The organism is Streptomyces sp. NPDC002643 (genome assembly GCF_053592555.1).
Window position 1 is genome coordinate 1 of sequence record NZ_JBSFVY010000051.1, and the last position, 26,876, is coordinate 26,876.

The following is a 26,876-nucleotide window of genomic DNA, read 5'->3' on the forward strand; positions in this document are numbered from 1 at the left end:
GCACAGCAGGTCAGCAGCGCTCTCACGTCGTAACTACATAGAAGATCGACAGGGGAAATGGGTGCACAACCAGCAGGCCCACGCCCTGGCCCTGCCCGAAGAAAAGGCCGCCGCCCTGAAGGAGCTGGATCCATGGTGGAACATCCCCTGGTCGGTGAAGTGGCAGCGCTCCTACTACCGCGCCCGCGATCACGTCAGGCGTCATGGCCCCCTCAACCCCGCCGACGGCTTCCCCGACACCCAGGTGCTGACTGGGGAGTGGCTGTACCTGCAGTGCACCGGCTACAGCGCACTCCACCCCGAACAGCGCCGTCTGCTGGCCGACATCGGCCTCACGGCCCAGGCCGCCAGCAGCGCACGCCCGCGCCGAACGAGCCGGACAGCGGGCATCGATAAGGCTGTTGCCTGTGCGCGCGCCTTCGTCGCCGAACACGGATGTCTGGCCCTGGCCACCAAAAACATCTCGTACCAGGGGTTTTTGCTCGGGAAGTGGCTCATTTCCCACCGTTGCCTCACCCGCCGCCAGGGCGAACCAGCGCACCTTCAGGTGCTCGACGCGATCGACGGCTGGTGGAACCCGGCGTGGCCCTTGGCGTGGCAGCGAACCTGGTACCGCATCCGCGCTCATGCCCGAAACCGGCGCCAAGGGCTGCAGAAGGTGGCTGGCCGGACGGCAGTGAGGGCTGGGCCACGTGGCTGTCCCTACAGTGCACCGGCTACCAGCAGTTGCATCCGCTGCAGCAGCATCTGCTGGCGCAGATCGGCATCACCGCCGAAACCGTGATGAGGATCTGCGATTTTCCCCAAGCTCGCTCTGATTCCTCAGTTGCTTCAAGAGGGGACGAAGTGGGGAAAGTGGGGATCGTCGAGCGCGCTGGAGGACCCGCCGACCGTCAGGTCGGCGGGTCCTCCATTGGCCGAGGGTGTCAGGCTCGTCGAATAGGAGTGATTTCGTTCAGAGACGTGGACGGGATTGTCGGTCTGGCAGCCTCTGGCGTAGCCAAAAGAGCGACGATTGTGACGGGTTGATCGCAGTGCGGGCAGTTCCTGGTTGCCGTCGGCGGCAGATCCGGAGTTGATTCCCGACGTGGTAGTGGCGTTTTTTCACTGCGCGTAGAGGGGGTGTGGGCTCACCGAGGCGGGCGGCTCGTGCCTCGTCACGGTCTCGTTCTCGCTGATTTTCTGCGTCCCGCCGGCAGATCGGTGAGCAGTACTTCTGCCGGACGGACGGGTGCGACGTGAAGTCGTTCCCGCAGACGGGGCAGGGTTTGACGTGGAGTTTCACTTCGTCCCTTTGGGCGCTCGGTCGGCATGCCCGGGCGCAGTACTGCTGCCGGCTGCCGGGTTCATGGCTGAATTCTTCGCCGCAGGTGAGGCAGTTGCGCTTCCCGGTGTCAGTCGGTTCTGTTTCAGGAGACACGGGCGTTCACCCCCGCCCGGAGGGCATCGGCCTGACTTTGGTGGCCGCGAAGCCGGTATGAAGGACCGTCGATTCCCGCGACCGCGGCTCGATGTAGCAGCCTGTCGAGCATTGCAGCAGCCACCGTCGCATCGCCGAATGCGCCAGCCCAGTCGGCGATTCCGACATTGGTCGTGAGGATGGTGCTTGACTTGAGATACCTCTGGTTGATCACCTGGAACAGCGCGGATGCGCCGTCCTCAGGCAGCGGGAGATAGCCCAACTCGTCGATGATGAGGAGTTTTGGCCCTGCGAAGAATCGCATGCAGGTTTTCCAGCGTCCTTCGAGTGCGGCCTTGTGGCATTTTGCAGCCAGTTCTGCGGCGGTGGTGAAGTAGACACGGTGACCGGCGTCGACAGCGGCCCGTCCCAGTGCAACGGACAGCATTGTTTTCCCGACTCCGGGTGGACCGACGAACAGTACATTCGATGCGTCGTCCAGGAACCGGAGGGTCGCGAGGTCACGGATGAGTTTTTCGTCGACACCCGGCTGGGCGGCGAAGTCGAAGTCCTGCAGGGTCCAAGGCTCGGGCAGACAGGCGAATCGTTCTCGTGCAACTCGTTTGCGTGTCTCAGTGGCCTCGACTTCGATTTCCAGCAGCCGCTCCAATGCCGCTGTCAGCGACATGCGTTCGGCGCGGGACTGGTCCAGGACTCTGTTCAGTGCTTCCGCCGCGTCGTTGAGTTTGAGATAGGACAGGTGGGCTCGCAGCTGCTGATAGCGACGTGCTTCACTCATCTGCATGGGAGTGCTCAATCCTGACTCTCCTCTTTCTGTGCTGGCAGGTGCCGCAGCTGGTCAGCGACGGCGGCATAGTGGGACAGGTCGATGACGACTCGTTCGGCCGAGGACACGCCGGCCTGCTGCTCACGCAGGCGTCCTGCCTCGGCAAGGGCCTCTGACGACGGTGGTCGGCGGACCTTTTCCTTGCAGGGAGCCCGATCGGTGAAATTGGCCAGCACTGCCTGTTCCAGCGCAATGACGTGGCCCGTGTCGCGAATTGTCTGGCCCGATCCGCGTGGAGCTTGACGATGGCAGGCGACAACTGCACGGCCGGCGGTGACGATGCGGATTGTGTCCTCGCCAAGTCTGCAGAGAACACCGACTTGGACACCTGAGAGTCCGGGAGGGACGGAATAGAAATTCCCGCCGTAGGACACCAAGCTTTGCGGGCTGACCGTCCGTTGGACTTCCAACTCGGCAGGGAATGGACGCGTGGGAAGCTCCAGTAGGCTTTCCGAGTCGGCGAGTTCAGCGACTGTGGTGGCAATGCCGTCGACCTTGCGGCGCCGCTCATCCATCCGCACAGCCAGCTTGTCGACCCCGGACTGAGCTTGCTGGATGCTCAGCCCGTCGGGGACAGTGCGCCACCAGCGTTGCGCAGCCGAGTGGTTGACCTTCTCCACCATGCCTTTTCTGTTCCCGCGCCTTGATGGGCAGACATCAACTCCGACGCCGTAATACTTGGCGACTGCGGTGAAGGCCGGAAGAACTCGTCCAGTCGAGGGATAGCAGACCGTTGCCATACGGTCGAAACGCCAACGCCGAGCGGTTCCACCCAACTTGCGGACGATCTGATCGAGCCCCTGCACCAGATGTGGAAAGTCTTCGGACTCTGCCAGGACCGCCCGCCATCGTCCGGAATGGGCCAGAGCGCCGACCAGGAGGTGGGCGTGCTCGCCGACGCCCCATTCGCTCGGTGCTTCGGGCAGCTCAAGCCAGTCGAACTGAATCTCCTCACCCGGAGGGTGCGAGATCACGGCGACATCGCGGCCCGATGCGGTCTTGCAGGGTTCGCAGTGCGGCCGCACCTGATGACGCCGAAGAGCGCGGGTGAATGTTGAATAGGCGCCTGTATAGCCAAGTTCTTTGACTTCGTCATAGAGCGTCGACGCCCAAAGATGCGGGTCATCGCGAAGACGCTGCCGACAGTATTCGAGGAACGGGACCAATGCATCGGGAGCCAACTGATGACTCCCCGCGACCCGTTCGCCATTCAGGTAGGCCCGAATCGTCTTGCGATCGCGGCCCAAGTGGCGTGCGATCGCCGAGATGGTCCATCCCTGGCGACGCAGCGCGTGAGCGTCCACGTCTTCCTCCAGCGTGAGCATTCAGGCCCCCGAACAGGCCGAATTCGAAGCACACGCAGGCTCTCCGCAGACGCTATTCCTCATTCCGACACGCCGGTTGTGATCACACCAACTGGCCAAGCCTGATCACACGATGGTGGGGAGATCAACTGAGCAGGTTTGGCCCACCAGAGATCAAGGGGTGGGGACATTCAAAGATCCCTATCAACCCACTCGCCCCCACGAGGTCATCGCCCAGCTCTGCGGTACAGGCCCCGGGCTGGCTCACGCGCGCACGTACGCCGCCACACACGGCCACCTCGCCACGCCCCAAACAGCTTGCCCGGAGGGGTTTGCGCTGGGCCGGTGGCTGAGCGAACAGCGCCACCAGGCGCAGAAGCACCACCGCAGTGCAGGCGGGACATGGCCGCTCAGCACGCTCCTCGCAGCACTCGACCCCTGGTGGAACCCGCCCTGGTCCTTGGAATGGCAACGCAATTGGAGTCGCGTACGTGAGCGGTCCGCGTCCGCAGCCGACGACGACGGGGGCAGTACGGGCATGACGGGCCTTGAGAAGGAGCTGGCCGGCTGGCTGAGGCGTCAGTGCACCGGCTACGCCACACTCCACCCCGAACAGCACCGCCTCCTGGCCAAGATCGGTATCACCGCCGAAACAGCCCGAGCCGCCCTACCACCGGCTCCCCGCACCGAGCCTGGTCTCCTGGACACCTCGCTCGCACAAGCTCACGCCTACGCGGCCGAGTACGGCCATATCGCCGCGCCCGTCAGCACCGTCCTCGACGGGTTCCCGCTGGGGAAGTGGCTGGCCTGGCAACGACAACGCGCCCGACAGGGCCGCCTCTCCCCCACCCGGACCGAAGCCCTGACCATGATCGATCCGTGGTGGAATCCGCCCTGGCCCCTGCAGTGGCAGCAGGCCTACCACCGCCTCCGCACATCAGTTACGGGTGCCGCCGGTGTACCGGCGACGAGCCTCCCCCGAGACCTTTGCCGCTGGATCCGTGTCCAGCAGGAGTCCTGGGAGCATCTCCACCCCGGCCAGCAGGACCTCTTGGCCGCCCTCGGCATCACACGTCCGACGGGCGGGTGCGCTCGTGGGTGCCCCAACTCTTCGCCCGGCACGCGGACGGCACCGGCCTGCTCGCCGACTGCCCCTCAAGCCCGACCGCCGGTGGAGACAGCGCGCAACGGGCGCGGGGGGTCCTGGAGGCGGCGTGCGCACGCGTGGGCTGGGCGTACCGGCGCCTCAAGCCACCTCCAGCGGTGGTGGCGGCGAAAGCCGAGCTGGCGTGGCGCGCAAGCGGCGGGACGCGGCCTCGGGTACGGGGCGGGGACGACCCGTTGTGCCGGCTGGGCGAGCGGGTGGACCGGTACTGGCTGGGGCCTCTGATCGCGGCCGACTACGGCGGCCCGCTGAGCGGCTGGAGGGGTGCGATCGCGGGCGCCCGCCGTGGCGGCGGACCGCCGGGATGGCGGGACGATCCGTGGCACCTGAAGCGGGAGCAGCAGCCCGCAACGATGGCCGGCCAGCTGCGTGTCATGGTCGGCGGAGGCACAGGCGGGCGGCTCGGGCACCCGTTGGCGCGCCACCGTTTCCGCCGAACACCGCTTCCACATCACGCAGTTGCTCGACGAGGCCCGCGAGGAGCTGGTGCAGTTGCGCGGCGCTCAGAGCGGCACCACCGCAGAGGTGGCCCGCACGCTGCTGGAGCACTTCAGCCAGAGTGCCGATCTGATCGACCGGGCCGTGCTGCATACCGCCGCCGCGGCCGTCGCGGCCGGGGTGGCGCTGGAGGAGGTAGCCCAGTGGTCCCGCCTGCCCGCCGAAGAGCTGTTACAGATACTCGCCGCGGGCCGTAGCGAAGACTGACGCACCCGGCGGCGGCCGGGCAACGGCCCCGGCACCACCGTCCGCTCTGGGGACAGGCGGGTGGTGCCGAAAGAGGGCGGCCAGGCAGCCGGAAAGTGCAGGAGATCGCACTGACACCAGTGTGTCCGGGTGGCATCTTGACCCCGTGCGCACCCCAACGGGCGCACTGCGCACCACAGTTGGGGTTACCGGCCGGTTCGCCTGCGCGGCAGGACAGGCATGACGTTATGTGGAATTCGTGATCACCGACAGCAGCCAGGACGGCACGCAGGACGGCTTACCCGCCGTCGCGGGCAATACCTGCCGGGTTCCGGAACCGGGCCCGGTGGAGGCGGAGTTCGCCGGGGCGGACGGCACGCTGGTGCAGCGCCGCTGGGTGGAGGCGGCCGTGGCGGTCAGGTTCGAGCAGCTGGCGCCGGTGGCGGCGTTCCCGGTGGTGCCGGGGTGGCGGTGGGGGCCGGGCTGATGGTGGTCGGCCACGACCGGGCGGCATGTGATACACGGTTCGCAGGCGATGTGCATGCAGCTGATGATCCTGGACCGCGATCCGCAAGTGGTGTCGCTGTCGGCGCGGCCGGTGCGGCTGATCTGGCGGGATCCGGACAGCCGGCGGACGCTGACGTGGGTGCCGCAACTGTTCGCCCGCTACGCCGACGGCCGCGCGCTGCTCGCCGACTGCCCCGCCACGACGGCTCCCGCCGCCGGCCGGGCCGAGCGCGCCGCCGCGGCGCTTGAAGCGGCGTGTGCGGCGGTGGGGTTCACCTACCGGCGCCTTGTGCCGCCGGACAAGGTGGTGGCAGCGAATGTGCGGTGGCTGGCCGGCTACCGCCACCTGCGCCACCGCGACGCCGACGGACTTGAGCAGGCGGTGATTCAGGCGTTCACCACCCCCAGGCCGCTGATGGCCGGGGCCGCGGCTGCGGGCGAGGTCCTCACCGCGCTGCCGGTGCTCTACCACGCGCTGTGGAGCGGTCGGCTGGCCGCGGACCTGACACGGCCGCTGGGCGAGCCCACGCTGGTTGCGCCCGGCCCGGCCGCAGGCGACGGGAAACGGCGGGAGCAGCAGGAGAGTTGAGCAAGCGCGTGGTGACCGCCCCTGGTGGGCGGTGTGTTGAGGTGGGTTCTCAGGTCACGTTCGAGGGCCGCACCTGGCAGGTGACCGGCCTGGTCGACGGGCGGGTGCACCTGGTCGCCGAGGGCGGGGCCACCGGGTGTGTGCTGGCCGCCCATCTGGTGTCCGCGCCCGGCTTCTCGGTGACCGGTCCCGCGGCCGCTAAGCCGCCGGCCCCGGCGCTGTGGGAGACGGTGCCGCTGGCCGCGCAGGAGCGGGCCCTGGCCTGGCTGCGGCACATCCGCGAGGTCGAGACCGGGCTGCCCGGCGGCCCGGCAAGCGGGGGCGTGCCCCGGCCTGAATACGACCCGCAGCGCTTCACCCTCGCCGAGCGGGAAGAGGTCAAGGCGCGTGAACTGGCCGCGCTGGGCTGGGCCAGGACCAGCCGGACCACGGTGCAGCGGATGCGGCTGGTCTACCAGCGGCAGGGGCTGTGGGGGCCGGTCGACAAGCGCCACCTGCGCACCGGATCGGCGACCGGGCGTACCGACGAGCGGGTGGTGGCCGCCGTGCTGGAGGCCTTGCGCCGGCGCCGGGGCCGGTCGAAGACCACCACCTTGCAGGTCATCGAGCTGGCCGAGCAGATCGTGGCGGACACCTACGGGCCAGCCCGGGTGAAGCTGCCCGGCCGCTCGTCGCTGTACCGGCTGGTGAAGGCGCTGGCGGATCCGGCCGAGCCGCCGGGCAGTGCGGCACGCACCGCCACCGGCACGGCCCGCTCGGGCGGCCCGCCGCCTGCGCTGCGGCCCGCCGAGCGGGTCCACATCGCCACCGCCCGCCTGGGTCTGCGGGCAGTGGGCGAGGACGGGGGTGTGGTGCCGGTGGCGGTGACGGCGGCACTGGACGCGGCGAGCGGCTGCGTGCCGGCCGCCGTGCTGCACCCGCCCCAGGACGGGCCGGTTCAGTTGTCGGTGCTGCTGGCCGAGATGGCCGTGCCCAGGCCGCAGCGCCCGGGCTGGCCGGCCCTGCTGGAGCAGGCCCATGCGGGCGGGCCTGCCCGGCGGCTGGTGTCACTGCCCGCACGGATCGAGGCCACGGCAGCGCGTCCGGCGGCCCTGCCCGAGACGCTCGTCGTCGACCAGTCCACAGCCGCCGTCACCTCCGCTGTCCTGGCCGTGTGCGAGGGCCTGGGCATCAGCCTGGAGCCGGCCCCGCTGCGGACGGCGGGCGCAAAGCGCGGCGCCGTGCGCACGCTGGAGGTCCTCGCAGGCCTGTTCGCGCGGCACGCCACCACGGCGGAAGAGGCATGCGCAGCGGGAGAGGCGGTCGGGGCGTACTGGAGCATGCCGCAGCTGCAGGACCTGCTGGACGAATGGATCACCGTCAGGTGGCACCAGCGCCCCCAGGAGCAGCTGCGCCATCCGCTGCTGCCCCGGGCGGGGCTCGCCCCCAAGGAGATGTGGGAGGTGCTGCTGGGCGCGGCCGGGATGGTGCCGCTGCCGCTGGCCGGGCAGCACTACGGCGAACTGCTGCCGGCGCGCCGGTGCGCCCTCACCGATTCCGGGATCCGGCTGGGCGGGCGCCTCTACGACGATGCGTGTCTGGACGAACACCGCGGCCGCGGCCAGCGGTGGGAGGTCCACCACCATCCCCACGACCCGCGGCAGGTCTTCGTCCGGCTGCCAGACGGCCTGCTCCACGCGATCGGGTGGGCGCAGGGCGAGCACACCCTGCGCCCGTTCGACGAGATGGTCCGGCGCCGCACCGGCGGCGTCCTTGCGCTCCGCGGCGCGGGCGCACAGCCGGTCAGCGAGACGACCGGCGGTTCGGTGTTCAACCGGCTGGTGCGCGTGCTCGCCGATCCTCTGGAGCATCCCGGACGGCCGGCCCGCACCGCCACCACCACACCGGTACGGCCCTACACGCCGACGGTGGCACTGCGGCCGGGCGAGCTGGTGCAGGTCGACACCACCCGCCTCGACGTGATGGCCATCGGCGAGGACGGAAAGCCAGTGCGCCCGGAACTGACGATCGCTCTCGATGTAGCAACCCGCTCGGTGGTGGCGGCCGTGCTGCGCGAGGAGGGCACCAAGGCCGTGGACGCCGCCCTGCTGCTGGCGGAGATGGCCGTGCCCCATCCCGCACGGCCCGGCTGGCCCGGCCATCTGCGCCTGGCCCACGCAGCCGTCCCCTACGACCGGCTGCTCGCCCTCGACGCGCGGCTGAAACAGGCGGCGGCGCGGCCGGTGGTGGTGCCCGAGACGATCGTCATCGACCGCGGGGCCATCTTCGTCTCCGCCGCTTTCCTCGCCGCCTGCGAAACCCTGGGAGTGAGCGTGCAGCCGACGCCGCCCCGCTCGCCGGCCGCCAAAGGCGCCGTCGAGCGGACCTTCGGCAGTATCAACACGCTCGTCGCCCAGCACATCGCCGGCTACACCGGCTCCCACGTCCTTGAGCGCGGCAAGGCGGCGGAAGACGAAGCGCGGTTCATCGTGGCCCAGTTGCAGGAACTGCTCGATGAGTGGATCACCGCCCGCTGGCAGCACCGCCCCCACGAAGGACTGCGCCATCCGCTCCTGCCGAAGAAGGCCCTCACCCCGAGCGAGATGTGGGGCGCGCTGCTGGGCGCGTCCGGGTACGTGCCGCTGCCGCTGACCGGCGCCGACTACCTGGAACGCCTGGCCTACCACTAACAGTTCGTCACCGTGCGCACCCCGGCCATCGAAACCCTCTCGCGCAATGTGCGCACCCTGATGATCCTCGGCCACCACCAGAACGTCACCGCACGCCCGTCCCTGATCGTCACCGGCCCAGCCACGACCGGCAAGACGACCGCGCTGCTCGAAGTGGGCCGCACCTGCCACCTGGCCCACACCCGCCGCGCCGCGCCCGGCGACGACAGCGTGCCCGTCGGCTACGTGCTGGTGCCGCCCGGCGCCACCGCCAAGACACTGGCCGGGGAGTTCGCCCGCTACCTCGGCATCCCCGTCGCCACGCGTATGACCACCACGCAGATCACCACCGCTGTCTGCCACACCTACACCGCCGCCGGGGTCAAGCTCGTGCTGACCGACGAGATCCACCGGCTCAACCCGCGTACCTCCAGCGGCTCCGAGGCCGCCGACTGGCTCAAGGACCTCACCGAACGCATCGGCGCCACGTTCGTCTACGCGGGCATCGACGTCACCGACAGCGCCGTGTTCACCGGAGTGCGCGGGGCGCAGCTGGCCGGGCGCGCCTCTCTGATCGACTGCGGGGCACTGCCCGCCCGAGCCGGCGAGCGGGAGCCATTCAGGGAGCTGATCGCCGCCCTGGAGCAGGCCCTCGACCTGCACGCCCACCGCGCGGGCAGCCTGCCGAAGCCGGCACCGTACCTGCACGAACGGACCGCCGGACGGATCGGCAGCCTCTCCCGCCTGATCCGCCAAGCCGCCATCGAAGCCATCCTCGACAGCAGCGAACGCATCACCAAGACACTCTTGGACGGCATCGCGCTCGACCACCTCGCCGAAGAGCACTACCGGCCCCGCAACCCCGCCCGCCGCCATACCCGCACCAGCGGCCGGTGACCTCCCCGGCCGCAACCAGGCCATCGCCCCCAGTGAGGGCCGCCACCATGTGGCCATCCGTGCCCGGCCCGCTGCGCGTACGGCCGCTGTCCGGCGAGGCCACCGCCTCCTACCTCACCCGCCTCGCCGCCACCTACCGCCTCAGCCCCGCCCAGCTCCTCGACGGACTCGGAATCACCGCCACCGGCACCGAACACGCCCCGCCCGCTGGCACACCCTCGAGACCGCCCTGCAGCCACTGCCGGCGTGTACCGCCTGCACCATCCGCCGCAGCCCGCACGCAGCAGCCTCCGCGTGGATCCATCCGCCGCCAGGCCTGCCCCGGATCATGATCTGCACCCGCCACCAGCAGGCCTCAAGCGACCCCCGGCACCCCGCGCCCCTCGGCATCCAAGCTGTCCCCGAACTCACCCAAGCCCACCTTCGCGCGCGCCGCCCGGCGACACCGGTCTCCCTTAGCTGGGCATCGACGATCACGACACGCTGGTACGACCACCACCAACATCTCCACCAGCGCTGGCGGATGCGCCTGCACCAGCTCATCGCCGCCAACCCCCGCATCCCCTCGAGCCCGGCCTCCCCAGCCCTGACCTGCCGGGAACTGATCACCTACCCGGAGACCCTCACCCTGGCCGCAGCCCTTGACCGCCTGCCCCCGCACCCCCTGACCCGCACCCAGCAGACCGCCTTCCTCCACCACCTCGCGCGCCGCCTCCAACTGCCCCGCCTCGCACCCGCCGACCACAACCTGCTCCGGAAACGCCTCGCCACCCGCTGAACCAACCACGCCCCTCGCTGCCCAGCCCGCACAAGACCGGCCGACAACACCGGCACCTATAGGCGCGCCAACTACCCTGCGCAAAACCCCCACCACACCCAGCATCACTGCGCAGCACAAACAGCCAGCTCAGCCAACGTGACACCCGTCGCCGGACACTCGACTCCGCGTAAACCCCACCCACGGAACAGGCATACCGCTCAGTACAACTGAGCAACAGCAGGCCACAAACAAGATCAATAAGCAGGCGCAACAGCTACGCCACACCGGGACCTCCGTGCTGCCGTGGGCGGACAGCGTGCGGCCCGTGTCACTGGACCGGGTGGTCGGACGGCGCGCTGGACTGTACGGGTGGAAGTAGGTGTGCGGCGCTAGGGCGGCCGGCGGCGGAGGCATATGACGAACGGGGCGGCCTTCGGGTGTGAGCGGCCGGCCCGCCGAATTCCGGTCCGGGGCAAGGAGGATACTGCTGTGGCTGTTCCCGTGAAGATCGATCACCGTTCCACCGGCTACAACCCCGAACGCGCCTACTGGCTCGCCCTGGCCTCGGCCCTCGCCTACAAGGACGAAACCGCCATCGAGGCGCAGGCCGGGCAGTGGGGGTTCGACACCGTCCGGCATCACGAAACGCGGTTCACCCCGCCGTTCCCGCTGCAGGACACCCAGGCCTACACCATGGCCAGCGACGACACGATCGTCACCGCGTTCCGCGGCACCGAACCGCAGCAGATCAAGGACTGGCTCTCCGACGCCACGACCCCGCCCCGCAAAGGCCCGGCCGGCACCGGACACGTCCACGACGGCTTCGCCCAGGCACTCCAGTCGATCTGGCCCGACGTGAAGAACACCCACGCCGAACTGCGCACCAACGGCCAGACCGTCTGGTTCACCGGACACAGCCTGGGCGGAGCGCTCGCCATGCTCGCCGGCGCCCGCATGCACCTGGAAGAGCCGCGCCTGACCGCCGACGGCGTCTACACCTACGGCCAGCCCCGCACCTGCGACACCACCCTGGCCAAGGCCTACAACAAGGGCTTCAAAGACCGCATGTACCGGTTCGTGAACAACAACGACATCGTCCCCCAACTGCCGCCCGCACCCCCCTACACCCACGTCGAGGCACTGCGCTACATCGACTCCCACGGCAAGATCCGCGAAGCGATGCCCCTCATCGCAGGACTCACCGACCGGGCAGCCGGCCTGCTGGCCGACCCACTGGCACCCGCCAGCGACGGTGTCCGCGACCACTTCATGCACAGCTACCTCGCGGCACTGGAAAAGAACATCACCTAACCCCCTGCCCCCTGATTTCTGGTCTCTGGCTTCTGGCTCCTGGCTCCTGGCCCGGCACGCGGCGCGAGCACCGCGCGCCGACCGCCGTACCGCCCGATCTCCACATCCGTCCAGGCGCATCGCATCAGCCACCAGCGTCATGAACACCTGCCGGGCTTGATCATGGCGAAGACCCCCGGTGCGGCGGAGCTGCCCAGGACCGCACAACGCCACAGAGGGGGGAAGCGAAGGCTGAGGCGGCACGGATGGCGTCCAGCGTGCACTGCCGCACCGCCCGCCGAAACAGCCTTCTGCGATCACTGACCGCGGCCGCCACACCCGTTCCTGAGATGACCGTGCACGAACTCGCCCAGCCAATGAAGCCCCTGCCCGGAGCCAGTCGCACCGCCGTCCCCACAACCACCAGACCCGCACAGCTCCCCAGCCGCCTCGACGCCACCGTCGCACCCGCCGCCATCGAGATCGCCCCTGCCCTCCGCAAGCGCTTCGGCGTGGCGGCACTGCCTTGGCACTCCGCCAAGGCGCATGGGGTTTCGCAGGCGAGAGCGAGCAACGACTCCCGACGGTCCTGGGCAGCACTCAGTGACCGACAGCCCGCAAACACCGATGAGAACGGACAACACCGGAAAGGGCCGGCACCGCTGACTGATGCCGTGATGGCGGCCAGCCTTCGGAACATGTCAAAATCGCTCGTCCTCGGCTGCACCCGCAGGCACTCCACCCTGACGCGATCCCGAGTCCGGCGAATGCGGCATTCATTCAGGGAGGTGCCAGGCAAAGAAATCGTGGACGCGCACGTAGGGCTGGTAGGAAGTGGAGATGACCACCAGCGATCTTGACCCGATGGAGCGCCTCCTCGCCGAACGCGCCTGTGAACGTTTGATCTTGGAACTCGTCCGTCGGCTCGACCTCGGTGAGCCCAGCACCGTCTGCGACCTCTTCACCCCCGACGGCGTCTGGCAATGGCCGTACGGCCAGCGGCGGATCGAAGGCCGGGAGGCTCTGCGCGAGTACTTCGGCTCTCGACCGGTGGATCGGCTGTCCCGCCGAATGTGCACGAACATCCTGGTCACCCTCGACTCACCGGACACTGCCGCAGCAACCACCTACTTCGCGACCTACCGAGTCGACGGATACACCGAAGACGCACTGATAGCGCCCCGGCTGCCGGCGAACATCGGCCACTACCAGGACACCTTCCGCAAAATCGACGGCACCTGGCTCCTGGCCACACGCACCCTCGTCCTGCCCTTCGGCGGGCCGACGCAACACCTGGACAGCCCCAGCCCGCCCTGACCGACAAACACCCCGTCAGCCCGTGGCCGTTCCCCGTGTTCGGGCCACCCTGGTACTCGCAAGCCAGCAGGAGAGCAGTACACAGTCGAGACTGGATGGTCGACACCGACCGTCCACGACGTCCCGCCCCCTCCCCGGCGTCCCGATCATGACCCTCCCCGGCCCGTGTCAAGGTCGCGCATCCTCGGCTGCTGACAAGTCCCGCAGGCCGCCGAGCGCCAGGGCCGTCATCGCCACCCCGGCCCCCGCCGCCACGCCGAAGCCGCCGTGTGCACCGCCCGCGTCGACCGCTCGTCCCGCGAGTGCCGCAGCGCCCGCTATTCCCGCGGCGCTCGCGGAGTTGCCCCAGGTGAACGCCTGAGTGAGGACGGCACGCGGGACCGACGCCTCAGTGAGGACGGAAGTCAGGATCAGCAGGACAGGAACGGCAAGTCCGGTCAGGGCAAGAGTGATACCGACCGCGACGGGGCCATCCAGGAAGGTCAGCGGGAGGCTCGCGAGAGTGAGGCAGGCGGCGGCTGCGGCCTGGTGGCGCCGGGGTGAGCCCCCGGAGCGCCACGCTCCGCAGGCCCAACCACCGGCCAGACTGGTGCAGTTGAAGGCAAAATAGAGCACTGCTGCCGCGTCCGGCGTGCCTCGACCGACAGCGTACGCGGCGACGGACACCTGCATCGCGCCGAAGAACACCCCAAGCGCGAGACCGAGCACGGCCTGCCGCAAGAACGCGGAACGCAGCAGAGCACGTCCGGCGTGCAGGCGTTCGGCGCGGCTGGCGAGGGGCGGCATGGTGCGGCGCTGGGCAGCCAGGGCGAGCCCGCCGCCGACGACGAGCGCGGCCGCGAGCAGCACCCCGGCGCCCGGGTGGCCTGCCGCCCCCAGGACGCTCACCAGAGCCGGGCCGGCCAGATAGGACACGCCGTTGGCGAGAGCCTCCAAGGCGAAGGCAGTGGGCAGCGCGGCAACCCGTTCGCCGGACAGCAGGACGGACCAGCGGGCCGCGGACAGAGCCGCGAGCTGGGGCAGCGTTGCCCCGACGAGCACTCCGGCAACAAGGTCCGGAACGCCACCGGTGAGCAACAGCATCACGGCCCCGGCATGTACGCCCAGCACGCCGGGAAGCACCCGCGCCTGCCCGAACCGATCGACAAAACGCCCGATCTGCGGCCCGGCAACGGCGTCCGCGACCCCGAACCCGCCAGCGACAAGACCTGCGGCAGCAAACGACCCGGTACGCGCGTGCACCAGCCAGACCATGCCGATACCCGTCATAGCGATGCCAAGACGCCCGACCGCAGCGGAAAGAAAAAACGCCACAGCACCCGAAGTACGCAGCAACATACGGTAGTTCACCGAAGCCGAAGACACGAAGCACCCCTATCGGCCACCCGGCGGGACGCGCCACACGGGGTCGTCGGCGTCCGGATGTGCCGACCCGTGGCTGCGCCTGAAGCCGTCCAGTGGTGGCGTGGAGCGGGGACGCGCACCCCACGCCGACTCCGTCACCGGGCAGATGTCATGCGGTAGTTGATGACCTCCGCGAGCGTAGAGGAAACGGCGCGCAGAAACGAGTGAAGAAGGGCCCGCTGTGATCGTCAATCGGTCGCCTCGGCCCTGGCCCGGGTCTAGGTCTGGGTCTGGGTCTGGGTCTGGGCCAGAAGGGGCGACAGCAATAGCGTGCTCTGCCGCAAGCCCGCCGACGAAGTGGTCGAGTACCCCTCCCGGTATGACGGGGCCCCGTTTCAGCGGTGCCGATAAGTGCCGGAGCTGAGGCGCCCTACAGGAACCAGTCGATCTCTCCCGGTCCCGCTGATGGCCCCGTGAGGGCTGCGTGCAACTGCCAGGGATGCGTGTTCCAGAGGCGGACGACGTCGTCGAGGCCGATGGTGGCGAGCAGGGTGCCCCGGCGGTTGTAGGCCAGGCCGATGACCCGTTCGGGGCAAGTCGACGAGCGGGGCCCAGGCAGGCTTTCGGCGCACCATGTCCCATAGCCTGACCTGATTGCCGGCGCCAGTGCTGGCCAGGGTGTGTGTCCGTCGGGGTCGAAGGCGATGCCACGGACGGAATCGCCGCGTGTCCCCAGCGGCTTGAGCCGTGCGACGCCCGGAGTGAGGCGCGTCAAGTCGAGCAGGCAGACGGTCGTGCCGTCGGGGCTGATCGCAAGGGTGCGTCGCCCGTCGGGGCTGATCGCAAGGGTGCGCCCGTCGGCGGCTGATGGCCAGAGCGCAGGAGCACCGTCACCGATCCGCACGTCTTTCAAGACAGTGCGCCAGGTGCCGTCGCGCCCCGGCCTCCTGGTCCGGAGGGACAGGTGGCCGAGGCCGGTTCCGGCTGCCAGGCAAGAGTCTCGATCAGCGCGGGTGGATGGTGCGACGGGTTGGGCGTGTACATGGTGGTCTCCTTCGGCGTGGGCCGGTGCGGGGTCGAGCCTTGCTCGGGACGAGGCGTCTGACCTGGTCAAGTTCTAGAACTTCGCCCGGAAATGAAGGCATCCGGAAATCAGGGTGAGGGGCGGCATCCGTGTGTCGTCCCGCGGTTGACGTCGTGGGTGACCGTGAACTGTCCCGTCCTGCCGCCTCTTACCGCTGCCCCATGGATTCTTGTGCGGTTGGAGTCTTGTGCGGTCGGCCGTTCGATTCTGGGAATGTTGCCGCCCGTCCACGGCCGGGCTCGCCCACCGTCGACCAGCGGGCATCGTGGAGGACAGCCTGGGACACTGCGGCTCGGGCCGGGTCCAACGCACAGCAGGAGCGCGGTGCTCGCGGCGGCGAGCAGCAGTCTGTGGACGCCGGGACCCCTCCCCGGCGGTGTGAATAGGTTTGGGGCACGGCGTGTGGCGCCCCGAAGCCCTTATTGCGGGCCGTCCGGTGCAGCGGCTCCCTTTCAGGGCCCGCGAGCGGTGTGCCGGATTGATCCGCGCCGGCGAGCCGAGCAGCGAGCGACGGGAGTGCGAGATGGAGCGGGCCAGCCAGGGCGCCCGGCAAGGCGTTCATCCGTTCTGCGGACCGTGCACGGACGAGACCATCGCGTGGCATGCGCCGGACACGGAGACCGTCAACGGAATCGGCACCATGTTCTACGGCGCGGCCGACCCCTGCCCACGATGCGGCTCTGTCATCAGACGGGAGTATTTCTGCGTCCTGTGGATACCCCTCTGGCCACTGGGCCGTTACCGCATCATCACCCTCAACAGATCCCTGACCGGCTCGCGTTACATCGGACGCCGGTTCCCCAAGAGCGCCGACAACCCGTACGGCCTGGACAAGAAGACCGCCGCACTCATGGCGCAGGCGAAGGCCGGGCAGGAGGAAGCCGCGAAATCCTGGCCCGAACCACCGCCGTCTCAATTGGCTGACCATCCCGAACTGCGCGGCGAGCGCTACCAGGAGGCCGAGGACTACTGGGAGTTCGACTTCCCCGACCGTGCTCTGCCGGTGTACGAGGAGGTTCTCGCCGCGCACGAGGCGACGCTGCCCGCCGACGACACCGCGACGCTCCAGTTGCGCCAGCGCGTGGCGGAGGCGTACCTGGCGGTCGGACAGCCGGTGGCGGCGCTGGCGCTGCTCACCCAGACCCATGCCCATCTCGGCCGCGTGCTGGGCCCCACCCACCCGGACGTCCGCCGTGCGCGCGACGACATGACCAACGCGCGCAGCCAGCTGGGCTTGCTGTCCCGCGACGAAGCCAGAGCGCTCGCGGCAGAACTGGCCGAGCTGGAACGCACCCTGGGGCCGGACCACCCGAAGGCCCTGCGGACGGCGTGCGCCCTGAGCTCGGCGCTGCTGCTCAACTCCGTGGTACAGGCACTCGACGTGCTGCAAAGGACGCTGCACCGGTCCGAGCGGGCGCTCGGTACCGATCACCCCGACACCCGTCATGTACGAGAGGAGCTGATCAGGGCCTGCGAGTACGCGGAGTACCGTGGCAAGCCGGACGAGGTTCGGGCGGCGGCGTCGGCCCGGGAACGCGTACACGGTCCCGATGCCCCGGAAACGCTGGCGGCCATGCGCGGACTGGCCCAGCTCTACGCGTCGTCCCGCAGGCGCAAGGGTGACGCCCTGGAACTGCTTCGGGACACGCTGGCGCGGTGCGAACGGGCGTTGGGCCCGGACGACCCGCTGACGGCGGACGTACGGCGGCAGCTCGAAGAGCTGAGCTGACCCGGCATGCGCTTCCGCCGATGCTGCCCAAGGCCGTGAGCCGGCACCAGGTCCGTGGGGTTCATACACGCCGCCGCGGAGTTGACCGCCCTCGGCATCGACACCCCCGCGCCAATGAGGGGCTCGTACGTCATGCGTCCGGCTCCGTGGTCGCGCCGACGGGCAGGCGCCCCTGGCCCAGCCAAGTCAGCTTTCGGTTGGCCATTCCCTTCATGTGCACGGGCGAGTGGGCCGGCAGGGTTTGCTGGGTGCGGCTAGTTCGATGCGGCTTGCGGAGGCCAGGTGCCGTGGAGCCGCGCGACTGAGGCGCAGGCGGTGGGATGGGCGATACTTCGCAGCCTGTCGCCTGGTTCTTCGTCGCCATGAGGCCATGACGGTTGCTGGACCCAGTGGGTGCTCCGGGCGGACCTCAACGCCCCGCCACGGATTGTTTCCGTGGCGGGGCGCGGCGGTTCATTCTCAGGCGGCCGGTTGGTCCCAGGAGGCGTTCCCGGAGTAGATGTAACCGGTGATGGCTGTTGTGTCCGCAGCGGCAGGTGCCGCAGGAGCCACCTGGGCATCGCCGGCCCAGGACGTGCCGGTCGCCGCAGGGCTTGCGGCGAGGCCGCCGGCGGGTGCGGCCGCTACGGCCGCGCCGGCGAGGGCGCGTCGGATGCGCATGTCGGGTTCCCTCCCCTTGTGGGCCGCGCCCGGCCGGGGCGCGGTTTCGGCTGTTGCCGGGCGGTTCCGTCCAGATGAGGCGGGCCGAACGGCAAAAGAGGACCAGAGCCGGCCTGTGGTCCGCTCTTCGGTGGTGAAACCACCCTGCATGACCGGGCTTGCGGAAACCTGGCCAAACCTTGAATCCGCTGACGGCGGCCCAGCCAGCCGCAGCCGTGTCGACGGTCAGGCAATTCCGGGTCTGAGGCAGGCCGTCACGGACGCCTTCGGCGTCGCTACCGCGATGAGCTGCACTCATCCTTGAACGTCTGCCTCGGATCTGAAGGATCGGCTGGTTGCCGGGCGGCCCGAGAGGACCGCCCTCCGCCTGGCCGTCCCCGTGGGGACGGCCAGGAACTTCTGAACTGGGGAATCGCGCGACGTCCCACAATCGATCGCCACCACGAGCGGTCGGCGGTGGTGAGTGGATCACCACCGCCGACCGGGACGGGCCCTGCCTTGTCACTGTTCCATTTTGGCGAACGCGTTTCAGGTCCGCTGTGCGGGATGAGCGAGTTTCACCGGTCTTTCAGGTGGCAGTTGTCACTCAGCCGAAGAGCTTGTCCCACCACTTTTCCGCGAGCGCCGTGCCGGCGACGACCCTGTAATAGGTCTGGGCGGCTGCTTTGCATCCGGCGGCGGCCGAGATGTCGGGGACGGGCACGTAGGGACTGGGCTGTCCCTGGGCGTCGCAGATCGCGTTCATGTCCTGGAGGAAGATCTCGTCGATGAGAGCCCTTCCGTTCGGCTTGGTGCGGAAGTTGTCCTCCCCGAACAGGTCCCGATAGTTCCGGTATCCGAAGTCGTGCCGGACACAGGCGGGGGTGAAGTCGTAGCCGCCGAACGAGTTCGGGGCGGGGGAATTGCACTTGTTGGTCGTCCACCTGAACTCGTACGGGTCGGGCTTGCCCGCGCGGTGCGCGTCGAGTGCCTCTTGGTATGCGCTCTTGGCTTCGGGGCCGAGTTGGATGAGGCTGTTGAGACGGGCGATCTTCTCCTCGCGGCCGGCCGGGACGGCCGGCCCCCGCAGGTCGAGCCACTGGTCGTTCTTGCCGTCGCCGTCGTACTTCTGGACGGAGCGCCGGTCGGGGGCGAGCCGGTAGAGGTCGTCGCCGCTGGTGGCGAAGGCGGCGGCGGGTCCGCTGATGCGGTTCCACTGGTGGGGCGTGCCGGCGTACTGGTAGAGGTTGTGGGTGTCCCGGTTGACGGCGTAGAGGGTGTTGCTGGCGACGATGTGCTCGGCGCGTTCGCCGACGGTCTTCCAGTCGCCCTTCTTCGGGTCGCGCTCGAAGACGGAGCCGTCCGAGTTCAGCCCGTAGACGTTGTTGTCGGTCACGGCGAACGTGGTGCCGGGGTCGCCGGCCTTGGTCCACTTGTAGGGCTTGTCGCCGTACTTGTAGAGGTCGCCGGTGTCCCGGTTGGTGGCGTACAGGACGTTGTCGAGACCGTACCGGGTCTTGTCGGAACCGAAGCCGGGTATCACCTTCTTGGCGGGGCCGATGTAGATGTCCTTGGCCGGGCCGCCGATCTTGTTCCAGACGTCTTTCTTCCCGCTGTACTCCCAGACTCCGCCGCCGTCGGGGCTGATGCCGTACAGCTTCTCGTTGGCGGCGGCGAAGGTGAGGCCGGGGTTGCCGATGCGGTCCCATCCGTCGCCGTTGTACTTCCAGATGCTGCCGGTGGACGGATCGGTCGCGTAGACGGTGTCACCACCCCCGTAGAGCTTGGCGGTGCCCCCGAACACCCGCTTCCAGCCGTCCTGGCCGGGCGACCATTCGTAGACGCCCCGGTGGTCGACGGACAGGCCGTAGACACCCTTGCTCGTGGCGACGATCTGTTCCAGTTCGAGCGGCGCCACCGAGTCGTAGATCGCGCCCGGCTGGTTCGAGGGGGCGGCGTTCGCCGTGGCGCCCAGGGCCAGGACTCCGACGGTCAGCAGGCACAGCATGCGGAACACGCCGTGGAATCGGCGCCACAGGGCGGCAGCCCGCCTGGGTGCCCGTGGGGCGGGTATGGGCTCGATGGGGTTCATGTCAGTTCCTTTCCTTTCCGGGATGTTTCGTACGAGGGCTCAGTGGCGGCGGGTCAGGGAGCGAGCGGGCCGCCGATGCGGAACCAGGAGCCCGGTGTGCCGGTGTAGGCGTAGACCCCGCTGTGGTCGGGGCTGGCGCCGTAGAGCCGGTCGCGGGTGGCGGCGAAGTCGGCGCCCGGCCCGCCGATGCGGGTCCATGTCCTGCGGGCGCGGTCGTACTGGTGGATGTCGCCGCTACGGGGATGCGTGGCGTAGAGGGTGCTGCCGCCGGTGTAGAGGTGGCCGGCGGGTCCGCCGACCTTGTGCCACCTGCCGGCCTTGCCCGAGTACTCGTAGACGGCGGAGCGGTCCGGGCTGATCCCGTACAGGCGCCCGTTCGTGGCGGCGAATTCGGCGCCGGGGCCGCCGATACGGGTCCACTTCTTACCGGCGCGGTCGTACCGGTGGATGTCGCCTCGGGGGCCCGTGGCGTAGAGAGTGCTGCCGCTGGTGTAGATACGGCCGGTGCGGCCACGGACCTTCACCCACCTGTCGCCCTTGCCGGTGTACTCGTAGACGGCGGAGCGGTCGGGGGAGATGGCGTACAGGCGGCCGGCGGTGGCGGCGAAGCTCGTTCCGGTTCCCTTGGCCGAGGACTTGGTGAGGGAGACCGGAGCCGGTGCGGTGGGGACAGCAGGGGAGGACGGAGCGGCGCTCTTGCTGGGCGTCGGGGCAGGAGCCGGGGTGGTGGGTGGAGCCGGGGTGGTGGGGGCCGGAGCGGAGGGTGCCGGCGGGGTGACGAGCTTCTTGTACCGCAGCGGCACGTACAGCGTGCGGGGGTGGCCGGCGATGCGGCTGTCGTGGATGTTGGCGCTCTCCTTGCGGGCCGGCCGGCCGCTGCGGCTCTCGCTGTAGTAGACGAAGTCGCCCTTGGCCCGGTCGGTCCAGCCGCCGAACAAAATGGCGTGGGCCGCCGGGTAGTTGAGGGCGTCGCCGGCCTCCAGATGGGAGAAGCCGGGGAGCTTGTTCGCGACGTCGGGCAGCGTCCGGGTCGTGAGGCTGTCCTTGAGCTGCCAGGCCATGGAGACGAACCCGGAGCAGTCCTGCCGGTAGTGCTCGCCGGTCGCGTCGTCCTTCCACGCGAGTGACTGGCTGTAGGGGACGGCCTGTTCGACCCACTGCCTGGCGCGGGCGATGACCAGCTCACGGGTGACCGGGCCGCCCGGGGTGGCGTTCCGGGCGAGTGTCCCGGTTGTGGAGGGGTGTTGGCTGTCGGGCTTGGTGTCGGCCTGGGCGGGTACGACGGCCAGGCCGACGGCTATGGCCAGTCCCGTCACTGCCGCGAGGCGCCTGGGCCGGCGGGTGAACGCTCGGTACACGGTGGTCCCTTCGCTGTGGTGTTTCCGCTGTGCCGGTTGGCGGAAGCGGTGGAACACCACGCTGGAACCTGATCTGATTATTCGTCGGGATGTAGCGGGATCAGTCCAGGTCAGCGGTGCGGGAACACCGGATAACCGCGAATTTGGGGGAATTTCCGCGAACACGCCGGATGGACAAAGGGGGAGTTATGGGCAAGCCGGGGCGCCCTGCGGGGCCCTTGAAGGGCCGCACCGCGGAGGCGAACGCTCTCGCGCAGTTCCTGCGGGAGCTGACCGCGCACGACACGGTGAGCAGGCTGGAGGAGCGTTACCGGCTGAGCAGGAGCGTGTGGAGCGAGTACCGCTCCGGATTGAAGATCATTCCGCTGCCCCGTCTCAACCAGATCATCGAGGACCGCTTCCCTCACGACGCCCGCACCAGAAGCGCCAGACTCCAGGAGGCACGCCGCCTCCACGCCGCCGCCATGGCGGCATCCTCCGCCCCGGGCCCCGCACCCACGCCGGGCCCCGCACCGGCTGCAGGCCCCGCACCCACTTCGGAACTCGCCCAGGGCGGCCCCGCTCCCGGCCCTGATCAAGCTGCCGCTCCGGCTCCGGCTCCGGCTCCGGCTCCGGCTCCGGCTCCGGCTTCGGCTTCGGCTCCGGCTTCGGCTTCGGCTTCGGCTTCGGCTTCAGCTTCGGCTCCGGCTTCGGCTCACGCGGCGATCGGCCGCGACGACAGGCCCGGAATGTTCGCGGACAAACCGCTGACCTCGGACGACGCCACATCGCAACGCCCGGATGAGGCAACGCGGACTCCCCCGAACGAAGCACCAGTGGCCCCATCGGACTCAAGCCCGCGCGGTGGCCCCGGGAAGGTTGCCCCACCGGCTGTCTCTGTTCCGCGCGCGGGCCGGCTGAAGCGCTGGAGAGCCCCGGCTCAGTGGGCGGCACTCGCGGCCCTGGTCGCCGTCCTCATCATCGCCAACCAGATACAGAACTCGAACGGCCGGCCTGACACCGCGGCCCCGCCGGATGTTCCCGAGCAAGGCCGGCAGAGCTGGACGCCTGGAGAGGCGAGCCCGTCCCCCACCGGCCCGTCGGCCTCGGCGGAAGACCGGCCCACACCCCCGCCGTCATCCGCCCCGGCATCGTCGGCGCCGAAGGATTCCCAGCCCCGAGCCAGTGGTGCCGGCATCGTGGTCGCGACCTCCAGCCACCTCTACCGCATCACCGCCGACGCCCAGGTCGAGGAATACACCGGCAAGGCCGGCTCCTGGACCGTCATCCGCAAACGAACCGAGCGGATCTTCACCAGCCCCACCACCCTCTACGCCACCGACAACCGCACCGGCAACATCGAGGAGTACAACCGCTCCAAGAAGACCTGGACGGAAATCGGAGGCCCCGGCAGCCACTTCGCCGCGACCGCCACCCACCTCTACGGCATCGGCACCCTGGGCACTATGGAGTACAGCGGCACGCCGGGTGTCTGGCACCAGGTACGCGGCGCGACCGACCAGATCTTCACCAGCCCCACCACCCTCTACGCCACCGACAGCCGCACCGGCAACATCGAGGAGTACAACCGCTCGAAGAAGACCTGGACGGAAATCGGAGGCCCCGGCAGCCACTTCGCGGCGACCGGCAGCCACCTCTACGGCATCGGCCCCGACCACCAGGGCACCTTCGAGTACAGCGGCACCCCACACATCTGGCACCAGGTGCGCGGCGCGACCGACCAGATCTTCACCGGCCCCACCACCCTCTACGCCACCGACCCCACCAGCGGGAAACTCCAGGAATACGACAGGTCCAAGAGGACCTGGACCGTCATCGGTGATCCCATCAGCTCCATCGCCGCGACCAAGGACCGCCTCTACAGCGTCAGCGCGGACCTCTCCAGCGTCCACGCATACTCCGGCACACCAAAAACCTGGTCCCCCATCGGCAGCCCCTGACCGACCGTACGAACCCCGAGCCGATCCGACCACCGACATCGAGGGATACGACGTCCAGCTGAAGGTCATGCCCCTCACGGACGAGGCGCTGGCCGCTGCCCTGACCCGTGCGGACATACCCTGCACCGGCCTCTCCGCCCGCACCCCCTCACCACCGAGGACGTCCGCCGGACCGCCGCCGAGGGGCTGCGCCGGCAGCTGGTCGGCTCAGGCCTACGCCGGCCAGGTGCTGCCGCTGGCCAAGGCCCCGGACGACGTGCCGGAGCGGGACCCGGGGGTCGAGAGCCCGTACGCCGGCCGCGCCTCCTTCTGCCGTTGCGAGTACGGCCCCTACCTGATCGCCATGAACACCACCACGAACAGCAGCTACACCCTCTCCACGAAGGGCTTCGGCGCCGCCACGGACCTGGTGACCGGCGCGAAGGTCGGCGGGAACACCGACCTGTGTGTGTGAAGCCGGGCACCACCGTGGTCCTGCGCAAGCGCTGATCGCCCGCGGGGATACGGCGAACGGCCCCGCGGCCCCGGGTACCGCCCGGGACCGCGGGGCCTTCATGTGTCTCGACGCCGAGAACGGTCAGCGGCCCTCGGGGTCGGCAACGATCAGGACCGCGGACCCCTCGGCCGGCAGGCCCACCCGCAGCGCGCGACCGCACTCGTCCCACTCCAGGCTCGTGCCCTGCTTCCCCGCCTCGAACAGCACCCGGGGCCGGCCGTCGGCGACGAACGGGACCGTCACCGTCTCGGGCGCCCCCGCGCGGCGCCACACCGCCAGCAGGGTCGTACCGTCCTCGGCCGTGAGCGCGAGGGCGAGCCGGCCGTCACGCCAGCCCGGCAGGCCCAACGGCCAGGACGGGCGGGCGGTGGGCAGCAGGTGGCGGTAGGTCTTGTACGTGGCCAGCGCCTCGGACACCAGCGCCATCCGGTCGCTGCTCAGCAGGTCGGGGCGGCCACTGAGATGGACCCGCCCGAGCATGGCCGACACCAGCACCACGCCGAGTTCGGCGTCGGTGTGCTCCGGCTGCGGGTAGGCCCAGATCGCGCCCTGTTCGGGCGTGACCGCGGTGGGCGCGGCGGCGGCGACGGCGGGGATCAGCCGGAAGTCCTGCTGGTCGGTGACCGAGTGGATGGGCAGCCGGGAGAGGATCGCGTGGTCGGTGCGGCTGCCGCCGGCCGCGCAGCTCTCCAGGACCAGGCCGGGGTGGCGGTCGAGGACCCCGTCGAGCCAGTCGAGGTAGGCGCGGTTGTGGCCGAGCAGGCCGTCGCCGGGGCTGTCGGTGCCGTCGGGCCCGTCGGTGCCCGCACCGATGTCGATGTTGTAGTCCAGCTTGATGTAGCCGACGCCGTAGTCGCGCACCAGCCGGTCCACGACCCCGTCGAGGTGCGCGCGGGCGGCGGGGTGCCGCAGGTCGAGATGGTTGCGGCCCCACTCGGCGAGGCGGACACCGCCCCGGCGGAAGAAGGCCTCGTCGGGCAGTGCGGAGGCGAGCGCGCTGCGCACTCCGACGACCTCCGGCTCCAGCCACAGCCCCGGTACCATTCCCGCCGCGCGAATCCGGTCGGTCACCTCACGCAGCCCGCCGGGGAAGCGCGACCGCGATTCCTCCCACTCCCCCACCGCGTCCCACCACCCGGGCACCCCGCCCGGGCCGACCGCGCCGGGCGGTTCGGCGTCGTACCAGCCCGCGTCGACGCAGAACACCTCGGCGCCCGCCCTCGCGGCCGCGTCGACCAGGGGCAGCAGCGCCTCGGTGCTGGGCTCGCCCATCAGGCTGTTCATGAAGTCGTTGAAGACGACGGGCAGCCGGTCGAGGTCGGGATGCGGGCGTCGGGTGGCACGCCGGTGCGCGGTCAGCGCGGCGACCGCCGCCTGAAGTCCGCCGTGCGGCACGGCGGCCACCGCGGCCGGGACCGTGCGGAAGGTGGCGCCGGGGTCGAGGCGGCGGCGCCACTGGTGTTCGCGGTCGGTGGGGCCGGACAGGGTGAGGTACACGTCGTCGAAGCGGTCGCCGAGTTCGGCGTGCCAGGAGCCGTTGTGCTCGATCTGCCACAGCAGGGCACGGCCGGTCGCGGGTTCCTCCAGACACCCCATCGGCAGGAACTCCGACGACGACCAGGAGCCGGTACTGGTCACGGCGACGCGGTTCTTCGAGCCTGTCTGGCCGAACGCGACCATACCGACGTCGTACAGACCCCGTTCGGCAAGCGTGGCCCGCGACCAGCGGAATTCCCCGCTCCAGGGGTTCGCGGCCAGCCACAGCGACAGAGCGTCCTCCCAGCGCTCGCCCGCCGGGAGACACCGGGCCAGGTTGGAGAGCACGAAGGACGAGACGTACTCCAGGGTCGCAGGGGCCCCGCCGGTGTTCTCGACGTGCGCCTCGGTGTGCAGCACGGGCACTCCTGGGCGCAGCCGGTACACGGCGGTCACGCACAGCCCGGTCGTCGCGTCGGCCATCCGGACGCTCAAGGTACGGACACCGTCGTCCTCGTCCCCCTCCTCGGCGTGGCCGACGCAGCGCAGGGCCCGGGAGAGCGCGCCGTCCACGTGTCGCTTGCCCGACGTGCCCAGGCGTCCGCCACCCGCGGTCTGGACCTCGACCAGAGGCAGCGCCCGGCCCGCGAGCCGCCCGCAGAGATCAGGCTCGCGCTCGGGATCGGGCAGACCGGCCGCCTCGCCCATGGCGAGCAGTCTCGGACAGGCGTCCGGGTCGAGGGATATGAGAAGCGACAGTTCGTCGGTTCCCCAGCGCAGACAGGTGAGGGACATGGTGCGGCTCCAGCCGTGGAGTGGAAGGAGAGGTGCGGGGAAGCAGGGAAGGGGGAAGCGGGAAGCCCGGGGTAGCAAACGTTTACCATCCAATCCATCACGCTATCCTCCGCTTTCCGACTGTCGCAAGATGGCCGGCTCGCGCTCGTCCGCCGCGACGGTGTGCTGCTCAGCACCTCGCGTGGTGCGCTCGTCGGCCGGGAGGGGCACGCCGAGGAGATGGTCTCCGGCCGTCCGCGCGCGCGATACGGCAACCAGCGCGGGCGGGTCGCCGTATCGTCGTCGAGGAAATGGAGCGCATGAGGGCCGGCCCGACCCTGGTCCACGGGACCCGGCATGAGGACACACGGACTTTGCGCGCGCAGCCTGAGCCCTGGAGGGCATCTCCAGGTAGAGGGTGGGTAATCGTTTACTCTCCTACCACCGGGCATGTGCCCCCACTCGTCATACCCGCACCTCCTTGCCGTCTTGGGCGCCACGCCACCTCATGGACGGGCGCACTGGCCATGAGGTGGG

The 26,876-nt window shown here is 69.7% G+C and carries 17 protein-coding genes and 4 pseudogenes; 13 read left to right on the forward strand and 8 right to left on the reverse strand.

From position 1 onward, the window contains the following. Positions 1 to 784 (forward strand): annotated as a pseudogene (locus tag ACWD4G_RS42170) (hypothetical protein); the annotation flags it as partial. A gap of 625 nt (positions 785 to 1,409) precedes the next feature. On the opposite strand, the gene istB reads toward ACWD4G_RS42170, so the two are convergent. After that, positions 1,410 to 2,216: an IS21-like element helper ATPase IstB gene (gene istB, locus ACWD4G_RS42175; RefSeq protein ID WP_451303414.1), complete on the reverse strand. Its 807-nt coding sequence runs from the start codon at positions 2,214 to 2,216 to the stop codon at positions 1,410 to 1,412. Further along, positions 2,213 to 3,571 carry a Mu transposase domain-containing protein gene (locus ACWD4G_RS42180; RefSeq protein WP_451303416.1) on the reverse strand — a complete coding sequence of 453 codons (1,359 nt, stop codon included), beginning with the start codon at positions 3,569 to 3,571 and terminating at the stop codon, positions 2,213 to 2,215. Before ACWD4G_RS42180 ends, istB begins: the two co-directional genes overlap by 4 nt. 112 nt (positions 3,572 to 3,683) lie before the next feature. Here ACWD4G_RS42180 and ACWD4G_RS42185 point away from each other — a divergent pair, with 112 nt between their 5' ends. The 9 genes and pseudogenes from ACWD4G_RS42185 to ACWD4G_RS42225 all read left to right on the forward strand — a co-directional run bounded on the left by ACWD4G_RS42185 (position 3,684) and on the right by ACWD4G_RS42225 (position 13,407). Beyond that, positions 3,684 to 4,940, forward strand: a complete 1,257-nt coding sequence (locus ACWD4G_RS42185) for a helicase associated domain-containing protein (RefSeq protein ID WP_451303418.1) — start codon at positions 3,684 to 3,686, stop codon at positions 4,938 to 4,940. A gap of 144 nt (positions 4,941 to 5,084) precedes the next feature. After that, positions 5,085 to 5,420: a hypothetical protein gene (locus ACWD4G_RS42190; protein WP_451303420.1), complete on the forward strand. Its 336-nt coding sequence runs from the start codon at positions 5,085 to 5,087 to the stop codon at positions 5,418 to 5,420. Positions 5,421 to 5,658: 238 nt separating this feature from the next. Next, positions 5,659 to 5,886: a hypothetical protein gene (locus tag ACWD4G_RS42195; protein WP_451303422.1), complete on the forward strand. Its 228-nt coding sequence runs from the start codon at positions 5,659 to 5,661 to the stop codon at positions 5,884 to 5,886. A gap of 12 nt (positions 5,887 to 5,898) precedes the next feature. After that, positions 5,899 to 6,495 (forward strand): annotated as a pseudogene (locus ACWD4G_RS42200) (TnsA-like heteromeric transposase endonuclease subunit); the annotation flags it as partial. A gap of 1,727 nt (positions 6,496 to 8,222) precedes the next feature. After that, positions 8,223 to 9,152, forward strand: a pseudogene (locus ACWD4G_RS42205) (transposase); the annotation flags it as partial. Continuing rightward, positions 9,144 to 10,040: pseudogene (locus ACWD4G_RS42210) on the forward strand (TniB family NTP-binding protein); the annotation flags it as partial. The pseudogenes ACWD4G_RS42205 and ACWD4G_RS42210, both read left to right, overlap by 9 nt. Before the next feature lie 328 nt (positions 10,041 to 10,368). Further along, on the forward strand, positions 10,369 to 10,818 hold the full coding sequence (locus ACWD4G_RS42215; RefSeq protein WP_451303424.1) for a hypothetical protein: 450 nt from the start codon (positions 10,369 to 10,371) through the stop codon (positions 10,816 to 10,818). A gap of 471 nt (positions 10,819 to 11,289) precedes the next feature. After that, positions 11,290 to 12,111: a lipase family protein gene (locus ACWD4G_RS42220; protein ID WP_451303426.1), complete on the forward strand. Its 822-nt coding sequence runs from the start codon at positions 11,290 to 11,292 to the stop codon at positions 12,109 to 12,111. An 819-nt stretch (positions 12,112 to 12,930) separates the two neighbouring features. Beyond that, positions 12,931 to 13,407, forward strand: a complete 477-nt coding sequence (locus ACWD4G_RS42225; protein ID WP_451303428.1) for a nuclear transport factor 2 family protein — start codon at positions 12,931 to 12,933, stop codon at positions 13,405 to 13,407. A 168-nt stretch (positions 13,408 to 13,575) separates the two neighbouring features. Here the strand turns inward: ACWD4G_RS42225 and ACWD4G_RS42230 are convergent, their stop codons facing one another. After that, positions 13,576 to 14,772, reverse strand: coding sequence for an MFS transporter (locus ACWD4G_RS42230; RefSeq protein ID WP_451303430.1), 1,197 nt, complete (start codon positions 14,770 to 14,772; stop codon positions 13,576 to 13,578). Positions 14,773 to 15,181: 409 nt separating this feature from the next. Further along, on the reverse strand, positions 15,182 to 15,664 hold the full coding sequence (locus tag ACWD4G_RS42235) for a WD40 repeat domain-containing protein (RefSeq protein ID WP_451303432.1): 483 nt from the start codon (positions 15,662 to 15,664) through the stop codon (positions 15,182 to 15,184). Between the two features lie 694 nt (positions 15,665 to 16,358). On the opposite strand from ACWD4G_RS42235, the gene ACWD4G_RS42240 reads away from it, so the two are divergent. Beyond that, positions 16,359 to 17,564, forward strand: a complete 1,206-nt coding sequence (locus tag ACWD4G_RS42240; protein ID WP_451303434.1) for a tetratricopeptide repeat protein — start codon at positions 16,359 to 16,361, stop codon at positions 17,562 to 17,564. Positions 17,565 to 18,023: 459 nt separating this feature from the next. Here ACWD4G_RS42240 and ACWD4G_RS42245 read toward each other — a convergent pair whose 3' ends face one another. From ACWD4G_RS42245 to ACWD4G_RS42255, 3 genes are all read right to left on the reverse strand, one after another. Next, the gene (locus ACWD4G_RS42245) at positions 18,024 to 18,224 is read right to left on the reverse strand and encodes a hypothetical protein (protein ID WP_451303436.1); all 201 of its coding nucleotides are present in this window, start codon (positions 18,222 to 18,224) and stop codon (positions 18,024 to 18,026) included. 586 nt (positions 18,225 to 18,810) lie between these two features. Then, positions 18,811 to 20,295, reverse strand: coding sequence for a phospholipase A2 (locus ACWD4G_RS42250; protein WP_451303437.1), 1,485 nt, complete (start codon positions 20,293 to 20,295; stop codon positions 18,811 to 18,813). A gap of 53 nt (positions 20,296 to 20,348) precedes the next feature. After that, positions 20,349 to 21,653, reverse strand: a complete 1,305-nt coding sequence (locus tag ACWD4G_RS42255) for a hypothetical protein (RefSeq protein ID WP_451303439.1) — start codon at positions 21,651 to 21,653, stop codon at positions 20,349 to 20,351. Between the two features lie 1,178 nt (positions 21,654 to 22,831). Here ACWD4G_RS42255 and ACWD4G_RS42260 point away from each other — a divergent pair. Further along, complete coding sequence (locus tag ACWD4G_RS42260; protein ID WP_451303441.1) at positions 22,832 to 23,593, forward strand: hypothetical protein; 762 nt, start codon at positions 22,832 to 22,834, stop codon at positions 23,591 to 23,593. A 67-nt stretch (positions 23,594 to 23,660) separates the two neighbouring features. After that, positions 23,661 to 24,047: a hypothetical protein gene (locus ACWD4G_RS42265; RefSeq protein ID WP_451303443.1), complete on the forward strand. Its 387-nt coding sequence runs from the start codon at positions 23,661 to 23,663 to the stop codon at positions 24,045 to 24,047. A gap of 123 nt (positions 24,048 to 24,170) precedes the next feature. Here ACWD4G_RS42265 and ACWD4G_RS42270 read toward each other — a convergent pair whose 3' ends face one another. Then, on the reverse strand, positions 24,171 to 26,360 hold the full coding sequence (locus tag ACWD4G_RS42270) for a glycoside hydrolase family 36 protein (RefSeq protein WP_451303445.1): 2,190 nt from the start codon (positions 26,358 to 26,360) through the stop codon (positions 24,171 to 24,173). Positions 26,361 to 26,876 lie beyond the last annotated feature (516 nt).

Coding starts and splice junctions, on each gene's coding strand:
- ACWD4G_RS42180 (WP_451303416.1), bottom strand. CDS start 3,571: ATGCTCACGCTGGAGGAAGACGTGGACGCTCACGCGCTGCGTCGCCAG.
- ACWD4G_RS42185 (WP_451303418.1), top strand. CDS start 3,684: ATGGTGGGGAGATCAACTGAGCAGGTTTGGCCCACCAGAGATCAAGGG.
- ACWD4G_RS42215 (WP_451303424.1), top strand. CDS start 10,369: ATGATCTGCACCCGCCACCAGCAGGCCTCAAGCGACCCCCGGCACCCC.
- ACWD4G_RS42225 (WP_451303428.1), top strand. CDS start 12,931: ATGACCACCAGCGATCTTGACCCGATGGAGCGCCTCCTCGCCGAACGC.
- ACWD4G_RS42240 (WP_451303434.1), top strand. CDS start 16,359: ATGGAGCGGGCCAGCCAGGGCGCCCGGCAAGGCGTTCATCCGTTCTGC.
- ACWD4G_RS42245 (WP_451303436.1), bottom strand. CDS start 18,224: ATGCGCATCCGACGCGCCCTCGCCGGCGCGGCCGTAGCGGCCGCACCC.
- ACWD4G_RS42250 (WP_451303437.1), bottom strand. CDS start 20,295: ATGAACCCCATCGAGCCCATACCCGCCCCACGGGCACCCAGGCGGGCT.
- ACWD4G_RS42265 (WP_451303443.1), top strand. CDS start 23,661: ATGCCCCTCACGGACGAGGCGCTGGCCGCTGCCCTGACCCGTGCGGAC.
- ACWD4G_RS42270 (WP_451303445.1), bottom strand. CDS start 26,360: ATGTCCCTCACCTGTCTGCGCTGGGGAACCGACGAACTGTCGCTTCTC.